This window comes from Nitrosopumilus sp. b2, assembly GCF_014078535.1.
Taxonomy (GTDB): domain Archaea; phylum Thermoproteota; class Nitrososphaeria; order Nitrososphaerales; family Nitrosopumilaceae; genus Nitrosopumilus; species Nitrosopumilus piranensis.
The window spans coordinates 620,906-638,541 of the sequence record NZ_MU078702.1 but is presented as its reverse complement, the minus strand read 5'-3'; the positions used below and the strand labels follow the sequence as shown (position 1 = coordinate 638,541).

The window sequence follows — 17,636 nt, the reverse complement described above, 5'->3', positions numbered from 1 at the left end:
ACAATATATTTAACCGTCAATATTATGATTGAATCGTTATGGTAGTAGATAACAAAGCAACTATCACATATGTTCAATTATTAAAAGAAGATCTAGTAATTATTAGATTAGTTCCAAAAGAGGGGTCAGTCCCAGAATACAAAGCTGGTCAATTCATTACATTAGGATTACCAAATCCGGTAGAGGGTGGAAAGATTGTAAGAAGAGCATATTCGATTGCATCTCATCCAGAAAATAGGGAATACATTGAGCTTGTAATTAGATGGGTTAGGAAACCACTTCCAGGAAGATTAACCACACAATTGTTTAATGCAAAAGAGGGAGATGAAATTCTTTGGCTAAAACCAACGGGTAGAGCATTATTGATTAATGAAGAACTTCCAAACGGAGAAAAAGACAATAGGAGAATTGTCTGCATAGGAGGAGGAACAGGTCTTGCACCTTTTGTGAGTTTTGCACAACATCTACATGATTCAGGAGATAAACGAGAAATTGTTGTTTTACATGGTGCCAGTTATGTGGATGAATTGAGTTACAAAGATCTGTTAACTGAACTAGAAAATGAGAGTATTAGAAGAGGTAAAGACGAATGGAACTTCAAATACAGAGCAGCAATCAGTAGGCCTCAAGAATGGTTTAACAGATCATGGGCAGGTCAAGTTGGAAGAGTTGAAACATTTCTAAGACCAAGAGATAATGGAATGTCACCATTAGAAGAATTGATTGGAGATAAGGTTACGAAAGAAAATACAATTTTCTATGTTTGTGGTTGGCAAGGTACCATTGACGGTGTTATGGATTTCTTAAAGCCAAAAGGCTTTGTTACTGAACATGATAAACGTGAAGACGGAAGTTTTGAAGTCAAGTACGAATCATACGGATAGAATTTTTAAAAAATCAATCATTGAAATATGAGAATCATTTAGGTGATCTAATTGATTACTGCACTTTATCTTGCACATTTAAATCCAGTAACAAAAGCTCATGTAGAAATCATTGAGGAATTAAAAAAAGATGCAGATGTTGTCAAAGTAATGCCTGTTGTTTTCAGAGATGGAGATAAAGAAATCAATAGTAAAAGTTTCCCATTTAATTTTGAAGTTAGGAAAAAAATGTTAGAATCAGTATTTGGAGATTCTATTCAAATTACAGATGATTATGCATTTTTTGCACCATTTAAGAAGTACATGCCACCATTATTATCACCAAAATCATGGCAATTAAGAAAACAAATTCTACGCGGAGTAGAAGGAAATTTTTTCTCATATACTGGAGACAAAACAGAAGGATACATGTTGAAGATATACAGGTTAAAGCCAAAGGTGGGTGAGAGAAAATCACTTTCCGCAGCATCAGTTAAAGAAAAATTATATGATGCAGCTGTTGGAAAAAAATCATCATGGAAAGAAGATGTACCTGAAAACATAATCAAGGTAATTGAGAATGATTGGAAAACTGTTGAAAAATTTGCAGATTCAGAAGACATGACTACACGAGTTGCTGGAATGAAATTTCCAAAAGAAGGCTGGTCAAAATAAATAGAGATTAATACACTGTATATAAAAAATTTCTATGAAACTTCCAATTTCAAAATATGTTTGGTTTGATGGAAAATATGTTTTAACAGAAAAAGCTCAAGTACCAATCACTACACATGCAATACATTATGGAACATCAATTTTTGAAGGGATAAGGGCATATTGGAATGGAAAAAATCTTCATGTGTTTAGATTAGATGAACATGTAAAACGATTTAGAAGATCAGGGCAATTTTACAATATTTCACTGAATTTTTCAGATAAAGAAATTATTAATGCCATAACAGGAATTTGCAAGAAAAATAAACTCAAAAAATCATGCTATATCAGACCATTTTATTTTGTTGGAGATTACGGAATTAATCTTCATGTAACTGAGAAGGCTCCTACAAGTGTTGCTGTTTTCACATTTCCTTTTGGGGATTTATTCAACAAGAGAGGTATTTCAGCGGCAATTGTTTCTTGGAGAAAGTTTTCAGATAGGTCAACTCCACCACAAGCAAAGATGGGAGGAAACTATCTAAATTCTATTATTGCCACACAAGAGGCAAAAAGAAATGGAGTAGATGAAGCAATCTTGCTTGATCATGATGGCAATGTTAGTGAAGCACCTGGAGAAAACATCTTTATTGTAAGGGAAGGTCAACTTGCAACTCCATCATTAGCATCAGCAGCATTAGAAGGAATTACGCGTGATGCAGTAATCAAAATTGCAAGAGATTTAGATATTGAGGTAGTTGAAAGAGAAATTACAAGAAGTGAGCTTGCAATGTCTGATGAGATATTTTTGACAGGGACTGCGGCTGAGATTACACCTATAATTGCACTTGATGGAAAGAAGATTAGTGGTGGAAAGCCAGGAGACATTACAAAGAAGATGATGGAAGAGTATACAGACATAGTAATGAACAAAAATAATGACTACATTCATTGGTTAACTGCGGTGTATTAGATGAAAATTGTACAAATTGGTACAGGAGGATGGGGTAAAAATCATGCAAGGGTTTTATCAGAATTAGGAGTTCTCAGTGCAATTTGTGATGTAGATGCTCAACGAAGTAAAGAATACGGAGAAAAATATTCTGTTAATCATTATACATCACTTGATAATATGATGATCTCTGAAGAATTCGATGGAGCAATGGTTGTAACACCAACATTTACCCATACCACAATCACAAAAAAATTACTTGAGTCTAAAAAACATGTTTTTGTTGAAAAACCTCTTACATACAAAACAGAAGAGGGTGAAGAACTTGTTAAGATTGCAGGAAAAAATAAAGTAATTCTAACTTGTGGATATATTGAGAGATTTAATCCTGCAGTAGGTGTTGTAAAAAATCTTGTTAAAGAAAAAAAGTATGGCGATTTAATTATGCTTGAATTTCATCGTGAAAATAGAATGCCACTTAACATAAAAGATATTGGAATAATTTATGATACTTCAGTACACGATATTGATACTGCAAATTGGTTGTTTGATGAGATGCCCATAGTAGTTTTTGCTAAAGCAGGAAAAATAAATCACAAATATGAAGATTTTGCGAGTATAATGTTAGGATATAAAGAAAACAAAGTGGCAATTATTTCTTCAAACTGGATTACGCCAAAAAAAGTTAGAACATTTAGTGCTGTTTGTTCAGATGCAATTATTTCATCAGATTTTATTTCACAAGAAGTAAAAATAGAAAAAAAAGATGAGACAGAAATTCCTCGAAATGAGAAACAGGAACCACTATTATTAGAAATTCAAAATTTTCTAGATTCAATAAATGGAGAAAAAGAACAAATTGTAAAAATCCAAGAGGCAGTAAATGTAACAAAAATTGCTGAAGCTGCACTTTTATCTAGCCAAAAGGGGATACCAATCTATCTGAATCTAAAATGAATAAAACAATGATAGATATCTTAGCATGTCCAATTGACAAGAGTTTTCCTTTGGAATTATTTGAAATTGAAGAAAATAATAACATAGTTTCAGAAGGAGTTCTTTTTTGTTCAAAATGTTCTAGATTCTACCCAATAATCGAAGAAATTCCAATAATGCTTCCAGATGAGCTACGAGACAAAAAGCAAGAAATAGAATTTTTGAAAAATTTTAGGGATAAATTACCTGAAAAAATTATTACAAAGGCTAACCCATGGCATTTGTAAGATATGATAACAAATTTTATTTCTGAAAAAGCAAAAATTGGTCAAAATGTTTCAATTTGGCATTTTACGTATATTGGAGACAATGTTGAGATTGGAAATAACGTCAAGATTGGTTCTTTAGTGCATATTGATTACAATGTTAAGATTGGAGAAAATACAAAAATAGAAGGTTCAGCTTACATTCCGCCACTTTCAAAGATTGGAAAAAATGTGTTCATTGGACCAGCTGCAGTTTTGACAAATGATCCTTATCCAATGTGTGATAAGATGAGAGGAGTTACAATTGAAGAAGGTGCAATAATTGGTGCTCGTGCAGTAATTAAAGCAGGAGTAACCATTGGAAAAAACAGTGTTGTTGCAATGGGTGCAGTAGTAACAAGAGATGTACCTGAAAATGTTGTTGTTATGGGAATGCCTGCAACAATCAGAAAAACTAGAGAAGAATATGATATCAAGCAAAAAAAATGGCTAGAAAGTTAAGATTGGATCTCCTTTTGGAAAATCCAATTTTTCAGTTTAGATAGAACAAGAATCCAAATAATAACAAGAATTATTGCAATTACTGCTTTAATTATAGATGCAATTAACCAATTTGCATCTCCAAATCCTGAAATTTCTATAGGACCAAGAATTGTAACAACAATTCCACCTCCAAGAAGCATCAAAAGCCACATTCCAAACAGAAATCCATAGATATTTTTTCTCAAATTCTCACACTCATTAAAGAAGCTGTAATAATTGCAAGTATTCCTGAAAACAAGGCAAGTTTAAAGATTGTAATTCCAACTTGTCTTTCAGTTAATGGTCCTGTAGCAAGAATTAATCTAACCAAAGTTACAGGTGCAGCATTATCATCAGTTGCCTTTAACTTGAAATCTTCTGTATGATCTACAGGTGTTCCCTTGATTTGTCTATGTTCAACTATTTTCTTTACACTTGAAAGGAATAAAAATGAATTAATTACTGCAGGCAACAATGCAACTGCTGCAATAATTTCTACACTACCAACAATTGCAATAGTTCCATACATGACACCCAATGTTAGAGCTCCAGAATCTCCTGGAAAAATTTTACTTGGAATTTTATGAAACTTGTAAAATGCTAAAGAAACAAATCCTAAAGGTAAACTTACAATTGCAATTTCATAGTTTTGTACAATAAACAAACAGATCGATAAAGAAAAACTTGCAATGATCATAAATCCGCTTGCAACACCATTAAGAACATCAATAGAGTTGATTGTATTTCCAGTAATAGGGATTATAAAAATAATTAATGCAAGATAAAGTATGGGAATTTGTACGGTTCCAAACAACGGAAATGATAAATCTGAATCATATACACCAAGAAGGATAATAGGTATGGATATAATTGCAAGTGTAACAGGTTTAAACCAACCACCCATAACTTTTCTATCATCAATATATCCAATTACAAAGGCTGCAGAGGTTGTAAAAATAATTGCAAGTATTTCATTTAATTGTAAAAACAAGTAAAGAATAATTTCAGATGCAATAATTCCCAATATTATTGATATTCCACCAGGTCTTGCAATCATAACATTACCTTTTTTATTTACATCTTTAACAACAAAATCTCTGAGTTCTAAAAATTTTATCAGAGGAGGAGTTAATATAAAAACTACAAAAAATGCAGCCACACAAGAGATTATTGCAGGAAAAAGAAATTCAATCAATATCTAATCTTTCGTAATTCGGACTTGATGTTATCCGCAATGGTTGAACCAATTTTATCAATATCTGCTAATTTATTCACAGGAATCTTTGCTAAATCATCTAGATTCCTAATTCCGTGTTTGAAGAGAATTCGTGCCCTTACTCTTCCAATTCCTTTGATTTGCACTAAATCAAGTAATTCTTCACGAATTCCATAGGTAATTCTTTGCCTAAGATCATCCAATTCTTCCAATAAATCAACCCTTTCAACATGTTTAGATATCTCCCTTAGGCAATAAGCCAGCCAGTTTGCAGTCTCAGTCATTCTATGCACATCACCAGACTCTATTCCTAGACTGTCTGAAAGTGACAATTCTGAAGATTCAGTAATCCAAGCCTGTAAAGCCAAGAGACTTCTTGAACAATCATATTCAGATATGGGTTCTAATAATTCTGAAGAATTGTTTTCTATCATTAAACTAGCTGCCTCATAGTCCTTCTGGCGGAGAGAGAATTTTGGAAAAAATTCTTCACAATTTGAAATTAAATGTAAAAACCCAAAAGTATGTTTCCTGTCTTGAGATACATTTTCAACAGCATCTCTAAAGTATGTTGCAGTTAGAGGATCAATGTAAAGCATAGAAGTCTTTTTTCCAAATTCTGTTGCGGCATACCTATCACCTTTTTTGACAAGCAAGTATTCACTAGAAAGAAATCTTAGAGAAATATCAATTGCAAATTTTATTGTGGGTTTTCTTGATTGTAATCCGCCTAATGTCTCTAAAAAAAACTCCAAGATTTCTTCTTTTTTAATTCCTGGATGAGTAACTACAATGCTTAGTATATGTGTTCGAAGAGATTTATCATCAGTTATTTTGGATTCAATTGGTTCAGGCTCACCATTTATGTAATAATCAATTAAATCTTCAGCGTTACCGTTTCCAACAATAATTGATTCTCCATAATCATCATATTGTGGTCTTCCAGCTCGTCCACAAAGCTGTTTGTATTCTAAAATACTAATAGGTCTGTTTGCCCCTACCTTTGCGTTATATCTATTAACATTTGAAATCACAACTCTTCTTGCAGGAAGATTAACTCCTGCAGCTAAGGTTGGTGTAGACGACAGTAATTTGATGGCACCATTACGGAATTCTTTTTCAATTATTTCTCTACAATTTTGATTTAATCCTGCATGATGGAATGCAACTCCTTTTTTAACTAAAGTTGCTAATGTTTTTACTAATTCTGTATGTTCATTCTCAGACAGGATTTTTTTGGAGGTTTTCTCCAGTTGAGCTATATCCTTTTTTTGTAGAATTTGTGATATTGCATCAGCTGCTTTTGTTGCTAATGATTTTGAGCGTGTTCTAGTTTCTGCAAAAACCAAGGATTGTCCACCATCTTTGACAGACTGTACACCTAAATCGATAGGAGTTCCACGAATGCTACGCTCAACTTCAAATGTTTTTCCACCATTCATTGTAACTTCACCACCATCACAGACACCTTCAGTTAAAGGAACAGGCCTCCAATCATTTTTGACTAGTTTACATCCAAGCCAGTCTGCAATCTCATCAGAATTTGTAATAGTTGCACTAAGACCTACAATCTGAGGTTTTGTTTCTAATAGTTTTAGTTGAGTTAAGATCATCTCTAATGTTGGTCCTCTATTCTCATCACCGATTAGATGAACCTCATCTGCAATCACTAACCCTATTTCATCAATCCATTCTGCACCATGTCTAATTATAGAATCCATTTTTTCATTTGTTAAAATCAAAATATTGTTTTTTTCTAGATTTTTTTCAATATTTTCAAAATCACCAGTAGAAATTCCTACTTTAATTTTCTTACCTAATGCAATTTTTTCTAATTTTTTAAACTCTGAAAATTTTTCAGCAGCTAATGCTCTCAAAGGACTAAGATAAATTATCTTACCCTTGTTTTTTGAAAGATAACTCATCATTCCAATCATTGCAATCAATGTTTTGCCACTTGCAGTAGGAGCAGAAACTAGAATGCTTTTGCCATCAAGTAATCCAGACTTTACACTATCAGCTTGTGGTGGATATAATTTTTCAAAGCCTTGTGATTTTAAGAATTTAATTGCAGAATCAGGGAGTTGTAATTTTTCTATTTTCATACTCGGTTATAATGACCGGGTTTTGATTCATAAATAGATGCTTCTCTAAGCATTCTTCTAATGTAATTTCTTGCCTCTTCTTCAGTGAATTTTTCACTCTTTTCAAGTTCCCTAACAAAGGCTTTTTCTTCAACAGGGATCTTATTATCACCTTCCAGACCTTTTAGTACATCCATGAATAATTGCATCTTTGATACTTCACTGCGAGGCTTTCCTTGTAATACGCCAAGATCAACTTTTCCAGTATTAACATCAACACCTGCATCCTGAAGCATACTTTGAATTAGGAAAATCGCACGCTCTGCATCTTCCTCTTCAACCTTATCTTTCATGAGTAATCTCGCTCTAGCAGTAGAGAGCCTGATGATACCCTCAAGTTGTCTAGGAGTGACTGTTATCATTTCTTCAGATTCTACATTTCTCATTTGTAGATAATAATCAAGGATTTTTTGTTCTGCTTCCTTGGTTAAATCAGGAGAACCACGTTTTGCATATGAGAGGTATTTTGTAAGTAAATCAACATCTACTACAGATTTTTTGTCAGTTCCTTGAGGGGTATGTAATTCAATAATGTGTCTTGCAATCTTTTCATCTTTCTCTTTAGTTGGAATATCTCTTACAACAAAGATCAAGTCAAATCTTGTTAAAAGAGGAATTGGTAAATTGACATTTTCTGTGATGTTTTTGAATGGATCATATTTACCATACATAGGGTTGGCTGCTGCTAAAATTGATGTTCGTGCATTTAGTGTTGCAACAATACCTCCCTTTGCAATACTTGCAGATTGTTGTTCCATAACTTCGTGTAATGCACTTCTATCTTCTGGTTTCATCTTATCAAATTCGTCAATACTTACAAGACCTTGATCACCAAGTACAACTGCACCAGCTTCTAGCATCATAATTCCTGTTTTGTCTCTTACAACAGCGGCAGTAAGTCCTGCAGCAGTTGAACCTCTACCAGAAGTGTACAGACCACGCGGTGCAATCCTAGAACAGAATTTTAGCATCTCACTTTTTGCAGTACCAGGATCACCTACAAGAAATACGTTAATGTCACCTCTAATTTTACTGCCATCACCTAATGATCTTTGATTAGAACCTACAATCAGTAACAAGATTGCTTCTTTGATTAAGGATTGCCCCTGAATATGAGGAGCAAACGAATCAATTAATCTTTGATAAACATCAGGACTATGAGCTAGGGCTTTAATCATTTTTTCTTCTTCAGGAGAAATTTCTTCTCTTTCAATTTTTCTTGCAGTTTTAGAACCACGTCCACCCAAAAATTCGATATTGTTTCCTTCAATTCTCAATCTATACAATCCACTGTGTCCACGAGTTACTCCAGTCACAGATTCTTGCTCTACTCGGACTACTCCGGTAAGGACAATTCTATCCCCAGGCCTAGCATTATCTACTAAATCCTGCCTAATTGTTACATCAATATAATGAGGGAGTTGTCCTGGCGGTAAATCTTCAGGAAGTTCTTGCAATCTTAGAATCTGAAAATCAATGAATTTACTTGCTTCTGGTTTTAAGTCAAAATCACGTTGTTTACAATTCGGGTTATCACATACAACTGGAACTTTAACATCCATTCCTTTAATTTGGATTACCTTAGTTTGATGCTCATCAGGACAAATAAAGATCAATTCTTTTGCAAGTGGTTTTACTTCAGAAGCTCTTACTACCATTCCTGAAACACTGGTAATGGTTCCAATGGTTTCAGCATTAATTTGTCTGAGACTTCGTTCAGAAGGATAGTTAATTAGTCTAACACGAACTTCGTCTTTGATTTTTTCAGCATAATCAGGGAATCTTGTTTGTAGTGCTTCTTTTATTGCTCTTGAGAATGCATCAAATATTCTATCAGGGTTTTCTGAAAATATCGAAATAATTTCTGGCTCAATTATCAAATCATTGTAATCAACAATAATGAATTTAGAATTTTTAGGCATCATCTCATCGATTGCTTGAACATACTTGTATTCACCACTACTATCTTTGAATCTAGTCAAGAATTCTTTTACTTTATCAGATAATGCTGAATCAGTAAAAGTACTAGTTTGAGCACTACTCATCTTTCTCACCTTGTATTTGATTTTCAAATTCTTTGCTATTATCATAAATTGTCTTATAGAAAATTACTTCTTCAACAGTTAGCTTGTTATACAAATCAGAATTTAGTTTTATAGAGTCAGCTAGTTTTACTAGTTTTCCTCTTCTCATTCGAAATAATTCTAGCATCATACTTTCTACTTTATCAAAATCATCTCGATTCAATTCTTTCATAGATTCTTTTAGTTTTATGTAAAAATGGGGCTCTAATGTAGAAATTTGATATTCTCCAACCATCTTTTCTTTGGATAATGCTTGTTTAAGTTCAGTGATCATGTCAGGGGCATCAAGGATTCCCAAATTATTGTCTGCTAGAATTTTACCTACCCATTGAGGTATATTATTTACTTCGCCCTGTTTTCCCTCAGTCTTTAAACCTGCAACATTGAATTTGTAGTCTTGATTTACGGTGACTTTAGCATCCTTTAGGCGGTATCCAATCGAATGTACTTTTTCTATTTTATCAATTTCCATGTGAGATCACTTTTTGTCTTTTAGATCCTCAAGTATCGGATCGATCAATTCTGTTAACAATTTTGTGAGATCAATTGATCCTAATTAATCTCAGCCTGATCGCTCATTATATTGTGCTTAAATGGATTTTAATTTGCTGTATGTTACAATAACCAATTCGGATTTATTAGTGGGAATTGCTTCCAAGTACTCATATGGCTACAACAGGAATGTGGGTAGAAAAATATCGCCCAATGAAGTTGTCTGAAGTAGTTAATCAAACAGAAATTATTGGAAGTTTGGAAGCTTTAATCAAAGATCCTACAGATATGCCTCACTTGTTATTTTCAGGATCAGCAGGTGTGGGAAAAACGACTACTGCACTATGTATTTCAAGACAGATTTTAGGAGACTATTCCAAAGACTATACCCTAGAGCTTAATGCATCTGATGAAAGAGGAATTGGAATGGTTAGGGAAAAAGTAAAAAAGTTTTCAAGATATGCAGGAATGGCAGATGTTCCATTCAAAATTATTATTTTGGATGAAGCAGATGAAATGACATCTGATGCCCAAACTGCATTAAGAAGAATTATAGAAGATACTGCAAAAATTTGCAGATTTATATTAATTGCAAATAATATCTCAAAGATTATTGATCCTATTCAAAGTAGATGTGCAACATTCAAGTTTACATCAGTTCCTGAAGAAGACGTCGTAAAAAGACTCGAAGAAATTGCAAAAAAAGAAAAAGTAAAGGCAGATAAAAAAGGATTAAAAGCAATTTATGATTATTCTGAAGGAGATCTAAGGCATGCAATTAATCTGATGCAAGCAACTGCAAGTTTGGGTGCTATTTCTGAAGAAAATGTAAAGGCATCTACAGGACTAACAAAAACAACAGATGTTGATGAAGTTCTAAAAATTGCATTATCTGGAAAAGTTCCAGAGGCAAGAGAAAAAATGATTGAGTTAATCAAAGTTTATGGAATGTCAGAATCAGACTTTTTGAAATATCTAAACTCTGCAGTATTCAAATCAAAGCATGACAAACTGTCAGATATTTTAGAAGTAATTGCAAAATATGATTACAGAATTTTAGTTGGTTCTAATTCTGAAATTCAATTGTCTGCAATGCTTGCAGAACTTGCAAAAATAGAAAATTAAAAACGCAGAGAGAGGGATTTGAACCCCCGTATGCTTGCGCACACAGGCTCTCAAGGCCCGCGCCCTACCGAGCTAGGCGACCTCTGCAAGAGATTGTGGATTATAGACATTAAAATTTGTTGAGGATGAAATTAAATTTGTAAAAATAAGAAAAAAGAAAAAAATTCTTTAATCGTGTGCGTGTGGATTTACAGAGGTTGATTCCATTTTTACATAAGAGCCATCAGCTTTTTCGTGATACTCTTGGTAAGATGGTTCAATCAAGATTGCATGTGTAGGACATGCTTCTTGGCAAGCCATACATTGTGTACAATCATGTTCTCTGATTGGCATTGATTTATCTGTGTAATCTAGACGTTCATCTTGTTCAGTCAAACCAGTTCCATCAAAAGTTGCATTAAGAACATCTTTTGCAGGAATATCTTTTTCAGTTCTATACCACTGGAAGGTTTGAACAGGACAGACACTCATACAAGAACCTGCTGCAACACAAGAATCCCAGTCAACTGCTACAGTTGTACCATGAATTCCAAGAGGAACTTGTTCTTCGCCTCTTGCTTCATATGCTGCTTTGACATTTTCATCTGAAAATGCTTCACCGTCAGTTCTGCCTTTACCCCAGATAAAGTGTTTATTTTCACCATCTGAGTGCAATGTCTTTCCAACGACTTCTAGATTTTCAACAAATTTTTCATCTATTGGCATAAAGTAATTTATTTCAAAATATTATTTAAAGCTAGATAAAATTAGTCGCGACTAAACAAAAATAGATCGATAAAATTCAATAAAAAATAAAAATTTCTAAGAAGGATTTTCGAATCTACAGAGTTTTTGCAGCATTTTCATGCTTTTCAACATTTGATTGATCTACTTTGATTGCTTGCGGAGGACAAACAGAAACACAAGCCATGCACCAAATGCAATCGTGTTCCCTAATTGGATCGGCCTTATCAGTCATGTCCTTTCGTTCATCTTTAACAGAACTTCCAGTTCCTTGAAAAGTTTGACCAACTACATCTTTTGCAGGAATATCTTTTTCAGTTCTATACCACTGAAAGACTTGTACAGGACATGCTTCAATACATGCACCATCTGCAACACAAGAGTCCCAATCAACGGCAACCATAGTACCACTTACACCAAGAGGAACTTGTTCTTCGCCTCTTGCTTCATATGCTGCTTTAACATCAGCATCGGAAAATGCTTCTGCATCTGATCTACCTGGACCCCACATAATGTGAAAGTGTCCTTCTCCATCTGAAATCTTTCCTAAGGGTTTTAGTCCTTCAGGGAAATTTTCTGCTATTGGCATGATGAGGTTTTGTCTCAGTTATTATTTAAAGCTAGACTAATGTAATTCTAGATTCTAGTCAGGAGAGATCCCTTACGTTCATAACGCTGTACGATCAATTTTGCAGATATGGATATTATCAAGTTTGATGTGTATCGCGGTCCTAACATAGGAGTTTACATTAGTGTTAATGATAGTGTAATTTTACTTCCAATGGGATTTGCAAAAACTAAAGCAGAAAAACTTTCAAAGCATCTAGGAGTAAACTATCTTTACACTTCAATTGCAAATACCAGATTAATTGGTGCATTATGTGTTATGAATAACAAAGGGATCTTGTTACCCAAAACAGCATATCAAAATGAATACGATTTACTCAAAAAAGAAACAGATTTAGAAATTGGAGTGTTAGATTCAAAATTTACAGCATTAGGAAATGTAATTTGTACAAATGATAAAGGAGCTGTTGTGTCACCATGGTTATCAAAAGAAGATTGTCAAACTATTTCAGATGTTTTAGGGGTGGAAACAATTCAGAAAAAAATTTCAGGGTTTAATCAGACAGGGGTTGTGATGGTGGCAAATAATTCCGGGGCGGCCATACATCCGGAGGCAGACGAGGAAGATATGAAGACATTTTCTAATTTATTAGGCGTAAAAGTGGAGCAGAGTTCTATCAATAATGGAATTCCATACGTGTCATCAGGAATTTTGGCCAATAATAATTGCATCGTGGTAGGATCATTAACAACAGGTCCAGAGATAATGATGTTAACTAGGGCTTTTCTAAACTAAGAACAGAGTTAGGGTCTTCAGTTAGTTTTTCTAGAGAAATTGTTCCCTCCTTTCCATCTCTCATGTCATGCAACAATACATTTCCATTTTCAAGTTCTTGAGGTCCCACAATAATAGAATATCTAGCATTTCCTGCATTATCCATTTGTTTTTTTAGACTACGTCCTGCCAAATCAATATCAGCAGGAATATTATTCAATCTTAATAGTGACGTAATGGAATGGGCAACTTTTTGCATATCATCATTAATGTAAACTACTGCAACTCTATTTTGTGAAACTTCGGGAATAATTTTTTGCTCTTGCATTGTGAGAATTATTCGCTCCACCCCACCTGCAACACCTGTTGCGCCAATATCATCTCTCCCAAATGCTTTTGTTAGCGTATCATATCTTCCTCCACCAGCTAAAGCACCAAGTTTTGAATTTTTATCAAATACCTCAAATACTACTCCAGAATAATAATCTAATCCACGAACTATACCAAAATTGATTCTTACATTTGAAACTCCTCTATTTTCTAGAGAGTCAAATAGTTGTTTTAGTTCATTCCACGATTCAAGTTGTGTTGTATCAAAATTTTGTTCTATTTGAGTAATAGTACCTTTTACTTGGGAGAATTCTAGAATTTTTTCAAGTTTAGAAGTATCATATCCTTTTTTGGTAAATTCAGTTAAAATTTCATCTTTTGATTTTTTTGCAATCTTGTCAATTGCTCTTAGAATATCTGCCACTTTATCAGAATCCGTTGTTTCAAATATTTTGTTAATATATGATTCAACTAGATTACGATGATTAATGTCAATTACAATATCTTTGAGCAATAACGAATCAAAAAGTCGTGATGTTAATTCAATTATTTCAGCCTCAGATTCAAGGGTTTTTTTGCCATAAATTTCAATGTCCCATTGATGAAAATATCGATATCGCCCTTTTTGAGGTTCATCATATCTAAACACACCACCAAATGCAGAAATCTTTGCAGGAAGTTTCATTGATTTTTGTGCAGTTGCATATCTTGTCAAACCCATTGTAAAGTCAAAACGTAATGCTACTTCACGATCTCCCTTATCTTTAAAATAATAAATTTCATCCCTAATTGCAGGACCAGATTTTGTCTCTAATGTTGATAATGATTCTAAAACAGAGGGCTCCATAAATGAAAATCCATACAAATTAGATAACTTTTTGAAATGATTTCGAATGTGTTCAATGTTTGAGTTTTCATTAGCCTCAAAATCTTTCATTCCTCGTGGGAGTTCCATTGATTATCCCATAATGAGTTATGATTTAGATATTTCTTTATTGGAAAATCAGATAAATATCTCTAAAAATTATTAACTCCATGACAAAAACCATTAGTTGTTCAGACGCAGGTAAGGATTGTAAATGGTCAGCATCGTCAGATTCTGAAGAAGAATTGATGAAAAAAGTTACAGAACATGTTTTAGCAGAACATAAAGAGATCGAACTTAATGCAGAGAGCATTTCTAGTATAAAATCACTAATCAAAGAAATCTAGTTTAGTACAACTATGCAAGACTAAGCAGTTTTTCAATTTTTTAGAACGAACAAAAATGAACAATTGATTAGTAATTTCTTTTATTGTATTATTCTAGAATAATTCATGTTTGTACAAAAAGACAATGGATTTTTAGAAAAATTAGTCAAGTGGGCTGAATTAATTGGGGTTAATTTAGATAGAGATACAGAACAAGTTAATTCCTAAATATGGGAATTTTGAATTACCTTAAAATTCTTTAATCACTAATTAAGATCAAATGAGATTAGTTAGTACCCATTGTGGTAAAAAATTTGAAGATAGTAATGAAAAATTTTGCCACATTAATTGTCAAGACGCACACATTATTTCATTAGAACGCAGAATCAGTGAAAGAGGATCTTAGTCACATTAAAAAAAATAAGTAGTGAGTAAGAATCAATTTTTATGATGTAAGAGCAGTTGCAAGCCCCATTGCTTCTCCAAAGTAGTATCCAGATAGAATAGTACCTGCAGACCAAACACAAGAACCTGCAAAGGTGTACAAAATAAATTTTGGAATTTTCATTTTTAGCAAACCAGCAGGAACTGAAATCATTTCACGCATGACAGGAACCATTCTTCCAAGAAAAACTGCCTTATCTCCATATTTTTCAAACCAATCTTCAACACGTTCTAATTTTTTTTCAGAAATTTTGAAATATTTTAGATAACGTAGTAAAACGACTCTTCCAAGTTTAAGAGCAATTAGATAGATAGATGACGTTCCTATAGTCGCACCAATTGCACCCAGAATTATCATAGGAATTATTCCAATAAGTGAGATTCCTTGTTGAGATGCCAAAAATCCAGCTGTTGGAAAAATAGCTAGAGTTGGAATTGGAGGAACTATAGTTTCAATTAAAGCCGCTAAGAATATACCTTCATAGAGATGATCTCCTAAAAAGTCTGTAATAAATACAAGAAATGAATCAAAAGGTTCCATTTGATTCTGAAAATAAAATCGCATTAAATTACTTTACGAGTAAAATCTGTAATTAGAAATTATTTTATGACTAGGTTTTCAATAAATAGTGGAGAAAGATTTGCCTAGAATTTCACATTTTGACATTCCATCAGACAATCCAGAAAGAGCACAAAAATTCTACAGTGAAGTTTTTGATTGGAAGTTTGAGAAATGGGATGGGCCTATGGATTATTGGATGGTTACAACAGGATCTGATAAGGAACCAGGAATTAATGGGGGATTATCAAAAAGAATCCCAGGACAAATTGGCATAACAAATACGATTACAGTTACATCAATTGATGAATTTTCAAAAAAAATTGTTGAGAAAGGAGGGCAATTAATTGTTCCAAAGATGGCAATACCTAAAGTTGGATGGTTTGCACAATGTGCCGATACAGAAATGAATATTTTTGGAATTATAGAGATGGATGCAAAAGCAGAATAAAACCAACTAGATAAATAATTAGAAAGAAATCAAAAAATACAATTGAGTTACAGATTTTTAGATCATGCAACAGATGCAATAATTGAGGTTACTGCAAAAGATCTCAAAGAAGCATTTTTAGTAACAGCAGACGCTGTAATTAATTTGACACTTGATCAAGACAAAGTAAAAGAAAAAGACAAAAAGAGATTTTCAGCCCAAGGAAAAGACTTACGGTATCTCTTATTTAGTTGGCTAGAAGAAATTCCTTTTTTACTAATTACTGAAGGATTTGCGATTAAAAGAATTGAATTAGAAATTATTCAAAATAAGGACTACAAAATTAATGCCACAGTATATGGTGAACCACTTGATTTCAAAAAACATAATTTCAAAGTCGAGATAAAGGCTCCGACATTTTATGACATGGAAATTAAGCAAAATGGAGGAGTTTTTATGAGATTTTTACTTGACTTGTAAAGTTGTGAATATTTCTTTGCAAATCTTTAGGATAAATTATACGTGTTTTTTAAAAGCCTCAAAAACAAAAGAACTTTGTTGAGCACAAAATTTGGAATATTTGGATTATTTTCATTATCTTTGCTGATCATGACACCAGCATATGCCGATGTAACATCAATTTCATTAGAAAAAAGTTTTTTCACCATAGATGAGAATTTTAGTTTTATTGGAGAACAAGATGGAAAGGATATTGTTTTTGTCATAATTCGGGATTCAAATGGGAATTTTAAGGGAATGTTATCTGATCCGGGACCATCCCAAGGAGAATTTAGTGTAATACCAAGACCAGTTTCAAATTTCTTTAATAATGAAGGAATCTATAATGCAACTGCATTTACTGATGATCAAAAAGAAGAAGAGGGAATTGTTATAAAAATAGAGTTTGACGGAAAGAAGATTTTTGAAATTCCAGATTCTGTTTTGGAGTTAAAGCCTATTCCAGATGTTGAAATAGATGAGTTAAAGACAGTTTCATTTACCGTTAGTGTAACTGATAGTTCTATTGAAAATGTAGTTTATAGTTTGGAGGGAAATGTTCCTAGTGGAGCTACAATAAATTCTGATACGGGTAAGTTTGTTTGGACTCCAACAGGATCACACGGAAATAATCCAGGAGCCGAATATACTTTTGATATTGTTGCAACCAGTGGCAGTCAGATAGATAGAGAATCAATAACTATAACAGTCAATGAACCAACAGCTGTTCCACCTGAACCAAAAGAGAAAGAATCTGAAAAAGAAACAGAACCAAAACAAACAACACAAGAACCTGAAGAATTAGAGATTCCAGCGCCATTTGTTGATGAATCAAAAGATCCTCAAAGTTATGTTGACAGATACA

Annotated in this window: 21 protein-coding genes and 1 tRNA gene; 12 read left to right on the top strand and 10 right to left on the bottom strand. The window is 33.3% G+C overall.

Features of this window, described 5'->3' with window-relative positions; genetic code table 11:
- The first annotated feature begins 38 nt into the window (after window positions 1-38).
- The 6 genes from C6989_RS03845 to C6989_RS03820 are packed head-to-tail and all read left to right on the top strand — an operon-like array spanning window position 39 to window position 4,172.
- Complete coding sequence (locus C6989_RS03845; RefSeq protein ID WP_148702803.1) at window positions 39-884, top strand: ferredoxin--NADP reductase; 846 nt, start codon at window positions 39-41, stop codon at window positions 882-884.
- 51 nt (window positions 885-935) lie between these two features.
- Window positions 936-1,538 (top strand): hypothetical protein, encoded by a 603-nt coding sequence (locus tag C6989_RS03840; RefSeq protein ID WP_148702802.1) that lies wholly within the window; start codon window positions 936-938, stop codon window positions 1,536-1,538.
- Window positions 1,539-1,572: 34 nt separating this feature from the next.
- Window positions 1,573-2,490 (top strand): branched-chain amino acid transaminase, encoded by a 918-nt coding sequence (locus C6989_RS03835; RefSeq protein ID WP_148702801.1) that lies wholly within the window; start codon window positions 1,573-1,575, stop codon window positions 2,488-2,490.
- Complete coding sequence (locus C6989_RS03830; protein WP_182126389.1) at window positions 2,491-3,426, top strand: Gfo/Idh/MocA family protein; 936 nt, start codon at window positions 2,491-2,493, stop codon at window positions 3,424-3,426.
- Window positions 3,423-3,692: a Trm112 family protein gene (locus C6989_RS03825; protein WP_148702799.1), complete on the top strand. Its 270-nt coding sequence runs from the start codon at window positions 3,423-3,425 to the stop codon at window positions 3,690-3,692. Before C6989_RS03830 ends, C6989_RS03825 begins: the two co-directional genes overlap by 4 nt.
- 3 nt (window positions 3,693-3,695) lie before the next feature.
- The gene (locus C6989_RS03820; RefSeq protein WP_148702798.1) at window positions 3,696-4,172 is read left to right on the top strand and encodes an acyltransferase; all 477 of its coding nucleotides are present in this window, start codon (window positions 3,696-3,698) and stop codon (window positions 4,170-4,172) included.
- Here the strand turns inward: C6989_RS03820 and C6989_RS03815 are convergent.
- Genes C6989_RS03815 through C6989_RS03795 form a run of 5 tightly spaced genes read right to left on the bottom strand, consistent with a single transcriptional unit; the run spans window position 4,169 to window position 10,109 of the window.
- Entirely contained in the window at window positions 4,169-4,399 is a 231-nt protein-coding gene (locus C6989_RS03815; RefSeq protein ID WP_148702797.1) for a hypothetical protein, read from the bottom strand. The two genes, C6989_RS03820 and C6989_RS03815, sit on opposite strands and share 4 nt — an antisense overlap.
- Window positions 4,396-5,388: an MraY family glycosyltransferase gene (locus C6989_RS03810; RefSeq protein ID WP_182126388.1), complete on the bottom strand. Its 993-nt coding sequence runs from the start codon at window positions 5,386-5,388 to the stop codon at window positions 4,396-4,398. Before C6989_RS03810 ends, C6989_RS03815 begins: the two co-directional genes overlap by 4 nt.
- Window positions 5,385-7,514, bottom strand: coding sequence for a DEAD/DEAH box helicase (locus C6989_RS03805; protein ID WP_182126387.1), 2,130 nt, complete (start codon window positions 7,512-7,514; stop codon window positions 5,385-5,387). The genes C6989_RS03810 and C6989_RS03805 overlap by 4 nt, the downstream gene beginning before the upstream one ends.
- The gene (locus C6989_RS03800) at window positions 7,511-9,598 is read right to left on the bottom strand and encodes a minichromosome maintenance protein MCM (protein WP_148702794.1); all 2,088 of its coding nucleotides are present in this window, start codon (window positions 9,596-9,598) and stop codon (window positions 7,511-7,513) included. The genes C6989_RS03805 and C6989_RS03800 overlap by 4 nt, the downstream gene beginning before the upstream one ends.
- Window positions 9,591-10,109, bottom strand: coding sequence for a DNA replication protein Gins23 (locus C6989_RS03795; RefSeq protein ID WP_148702793.1), 519 nt, complete (start codon window positions 10,107-10,109; stop codon window positions 9,591-9,593). Before C6989_RS03795 ends, C6989_RS03800 begins: the two co-directional genes overlap by 8 nt.
- Before the next feature lie 194 nt (window positions 10,110-10,303).
- Between C6989_RS03795 and C6989_RS03790 the strand changes: the two genes are divergently transcribed.
- The gene (locus C6989_RS03790) at window positions 10,304-11,254 is read left to right on the top strand and encodes a replication factor C small subunit (protein WP_182126386.1); all 951 of its coding nucleotides are present in this window, start codon (window positions 10,304-10,306) and stop codon (window positions 11,252-11,254) included.
- A 3-nt stretch (window positions 11,255-11,257) separates the two neighbouring features.
- Here C6989_RS03790 and C6989_RS03785 read toward each other — a convergent pair.
- The 3 genes from C6989_RS03785 to C6989_RS03775 all read right to left on the bottom strand — a co-directional run bounded on the left by C6989_RS03785 (window position 11,258) and on the right by C6989_RS03775 (window position 12,566).
- A tRNA-Ser gene (locus tag C6989_RS03785) sits at window positions 11,258-11,341 on the bottom strand.
- A gap of 81 nt (window positions 11,342-11,422) precedes the next feature.
- Window positions 11,423-11,959, bottom strand: a complete 537-nt coding sequence (locus C6989_RS03780) for a 4Fe-4S dicluster domain-containing protein (RefSeq protein ID WP_148702791.1) — start codon at window positions 11,957-11,959, stop codon at window positions 11,423-11,425.
- Between the two features lie 115 nt (window positions 11,960-12,074).
- Window positions 12,075-12,566 carry a 4Fe-4S dicluster domain-containing protein gene (locus tag C6989_RS03775; protein ID WP_148702790.1) on the bottom strand — a complete coding sequence of 164 codons (492 nt, stop codon included), beginning with the start codon at window positions 12,564-12,566 and terminating at the stop codon, window positions 12,075-12,077.
- A 108-nt stretch (window positions 12,567-12,674) separates the two neighbouring features.
- Between C6989_RS03775 and C6989_RS03770 the strand changes: the two genes are divergently transcribed.
- Window positions 12,675-13,340, top strand: coding sequence for a translation initiation factor IF-6 (locus C6989_RS03770; protein WP_148702789.1), 666 nt, complete (start codon window positions 12,675-12,677; stop codon window positions 13,338-13,340).
- Here C6989_RS03770 and hisS read toward each other — a convergent pair.
- Window positions 13,321-14,604, bottom strand: coding sequence for a histidine--tRNA ligase (hisS, locus tag C6989_RS03765; protein ID WP_148702788.1), 1,284 nt, complete (start codon window positions 14,602-14,604; stop codon window positions 13,321-13,323). The two genes, C6989_RS03770 and hisS, sit on opposite strands and share 20 nt — an antisense overlap.
- A gap of 80 nt (window positions 14,605-14,684) precedes the next feature.
- On the opposite strand from hisS, the gene C6989_RS03760 reads away from it, so the two are divergent.
- A complete protein-coding gene (locus C6989_RS03760; protein ID WP_148702787.1) occupies window positions 14,685-14,861 on the top strand; it encodes a DUF1059 domain-containing protein in 177 nt (58 codons plus the stop codon).
- A gap of 424 nt (window positions 14,862-15,285) precedes the next feature.
- Here the strand turns inward: C6989_RS03760 and C6989_RS03755 are convergent, their stop codons facing one another.
- Window positions 15,286-15,825, bottom strand: a complete 540-nt coding sequence (locus C6989_RS03755; RefSeq protein WP_148702786.1) for a DedA family protein — start codon at window positions 15,823-15,825, stop codon at window positions 15,286-15,288.
- Window positions 15,826-15,925: 100 nt separating this feature from the next.
- On the opposite strand from C6989_RS03755, the gene C6989_RS03750 reads away from it, so the two are divergent.
- The 3 genes from C6989_RS03750 to C6989_RS10200 form a co-directional block, all read left to right on the top strand.
- Window positions 15,926-16,294 (top strand): VOC family protein, encoded by a 369-nt coding sequence (locus C6989_RS03750; RefSeq protein ID WP_148702785.1) that lies wholly within the window; start codon window positions 15,926-15,928, stop codon window positions 16,292-16,294.
- A gap of 42 nt (window positions 16,295-16,336) precedes the next feature.
- Complete coding sequence (locus tag C6989_RS03745; RefSeq protein ID WP_182126385.1) at window positions 16,337-16,753, top strand: archease; 417 nt, start codon at window positions 16,337-16,339, stop codon at window positions 16,751-16,753.
- Window positions 16,754-16,831: 78 nt separating this feature from the next.
- Window positions 16,832-17,636, top strand: an 805-nt coding sequence (locus C6989_RS10200) for an Ig domain-containing protein (RefSeq protein WP_255464628.1), incomplete at its 3' end; no start/stop codon positions are given.

What these genes read in the sequence shown, in the direction of transcription:
- C6989_RS03845 (WP_148702803.1), top strand. Translation starts at nt 39, where the DNA reads ATGGTAGTAGATAACAAAGCAACTATCACATATGTTCAATTATTAAAA.
- C6989_RS03835 (WP_148702801.1), top strand. Translation starts at nt 1,573, where the DNA reads ATGAAACTTCCAATTTCAAAATATGTTTGGTTTGATGGAAAATATGTT.
- C6989_RS03830 (WP_182126389.1), top strand. Translation starts at nt 2,491, where the DNA reads ATGAAAATTGTACAAATTGGTACAGGAGGATGGGGTAAAAATCATGCA.
- C6989_RS03825 (WP_148702799.1), top strand. Translation starts at nt 3,423, where the DNA reads ATGAATAAAACAATGATAGATATCTTAGCATGTCCAATTGACAAGAGT.
- C6989_RS03820 (WP_148702798.1), top strand. Translation starts at nt 3,696, where the DNA reads ATGATAACAAATTTTATTTCTGAAAAAGCAAAAATTGGTCAAAATGTT.
- C6989_RS03805 (WP_182126387.1), bottom strand. Translation starts at nt 7,514, where the DNA reads ATGAAAATAGAAAAATTACAACTCCCTGATTCTGCAATTAAATTCTTA.
- C6989_RS03800 (WP_148702794.1), bottom strand. Translation starts at nt 9,598, where the DNA reads ATGAGTAGTGCTCAAACTAGTACTTTTACTGATTCAGCATTATCTGAT.
- C6989_RS03795 (WP_148702793.1), bottom strand. Translation starts at nt 10,109, where the DNA reads ATGGAAATTGATAAAATAGAAAAAGTACATTCGATTGGATACCGCCTA.
- C6989_RS03790 (WP_182126386.1), top strand. Translation starts at nt 10,304, where the DNA reads ATGGCTACAACAGGAATGTGGGTAGAAAAATATCGCCCAATGAAGTTG.
- C6989_RS03780 (WP_148702791.1), bottom strand. Translation starts at nt 11,959, where the DNA reads ATGCCAATAGATGAAAAATTTGTTGAAAATCTAGAAGTCGTTGGAAAG.
- C6989_RS03775 (WP_148702790.1), bottom strand. Translation starts at nt 12,566, where the DNA reads ATGCCAATAGCAGAAAATTTCCCTGAAGGACTAAAACCCTTAGGAAAG.
- C6989_RS03770 (WP_148702789.1), top strand. Translation starts at nt 12,675, where the DNA reads ATGGATATTATCAAGTTTGATGTGTATCGCGGTCCTAACATAGGAGTT.
- hisS (WP_148702788.1), bottom strand. Translation starts at nt 14,604, where the DNA reads ATGGAACTCCCACGAGGAATGAAAGATTTTGAGGCTAATGAAAACTCA.
- C6989_RS03760 (WP_148702787.1), top strand. Translation starts at nt 14,685, where the DNA reads ATGACAAAAACCATTAGTTGTTCAGACGCAGGTAAGGATTGTAAATGG.
- C6989_RS03755 (WP_148702786.1), bottom strand. Translation starts at nt 15,825, where the DNA reads ATGGAACCTTTTGATTCATTTCTTGTATTTATTACAGACTTTTTAGGA.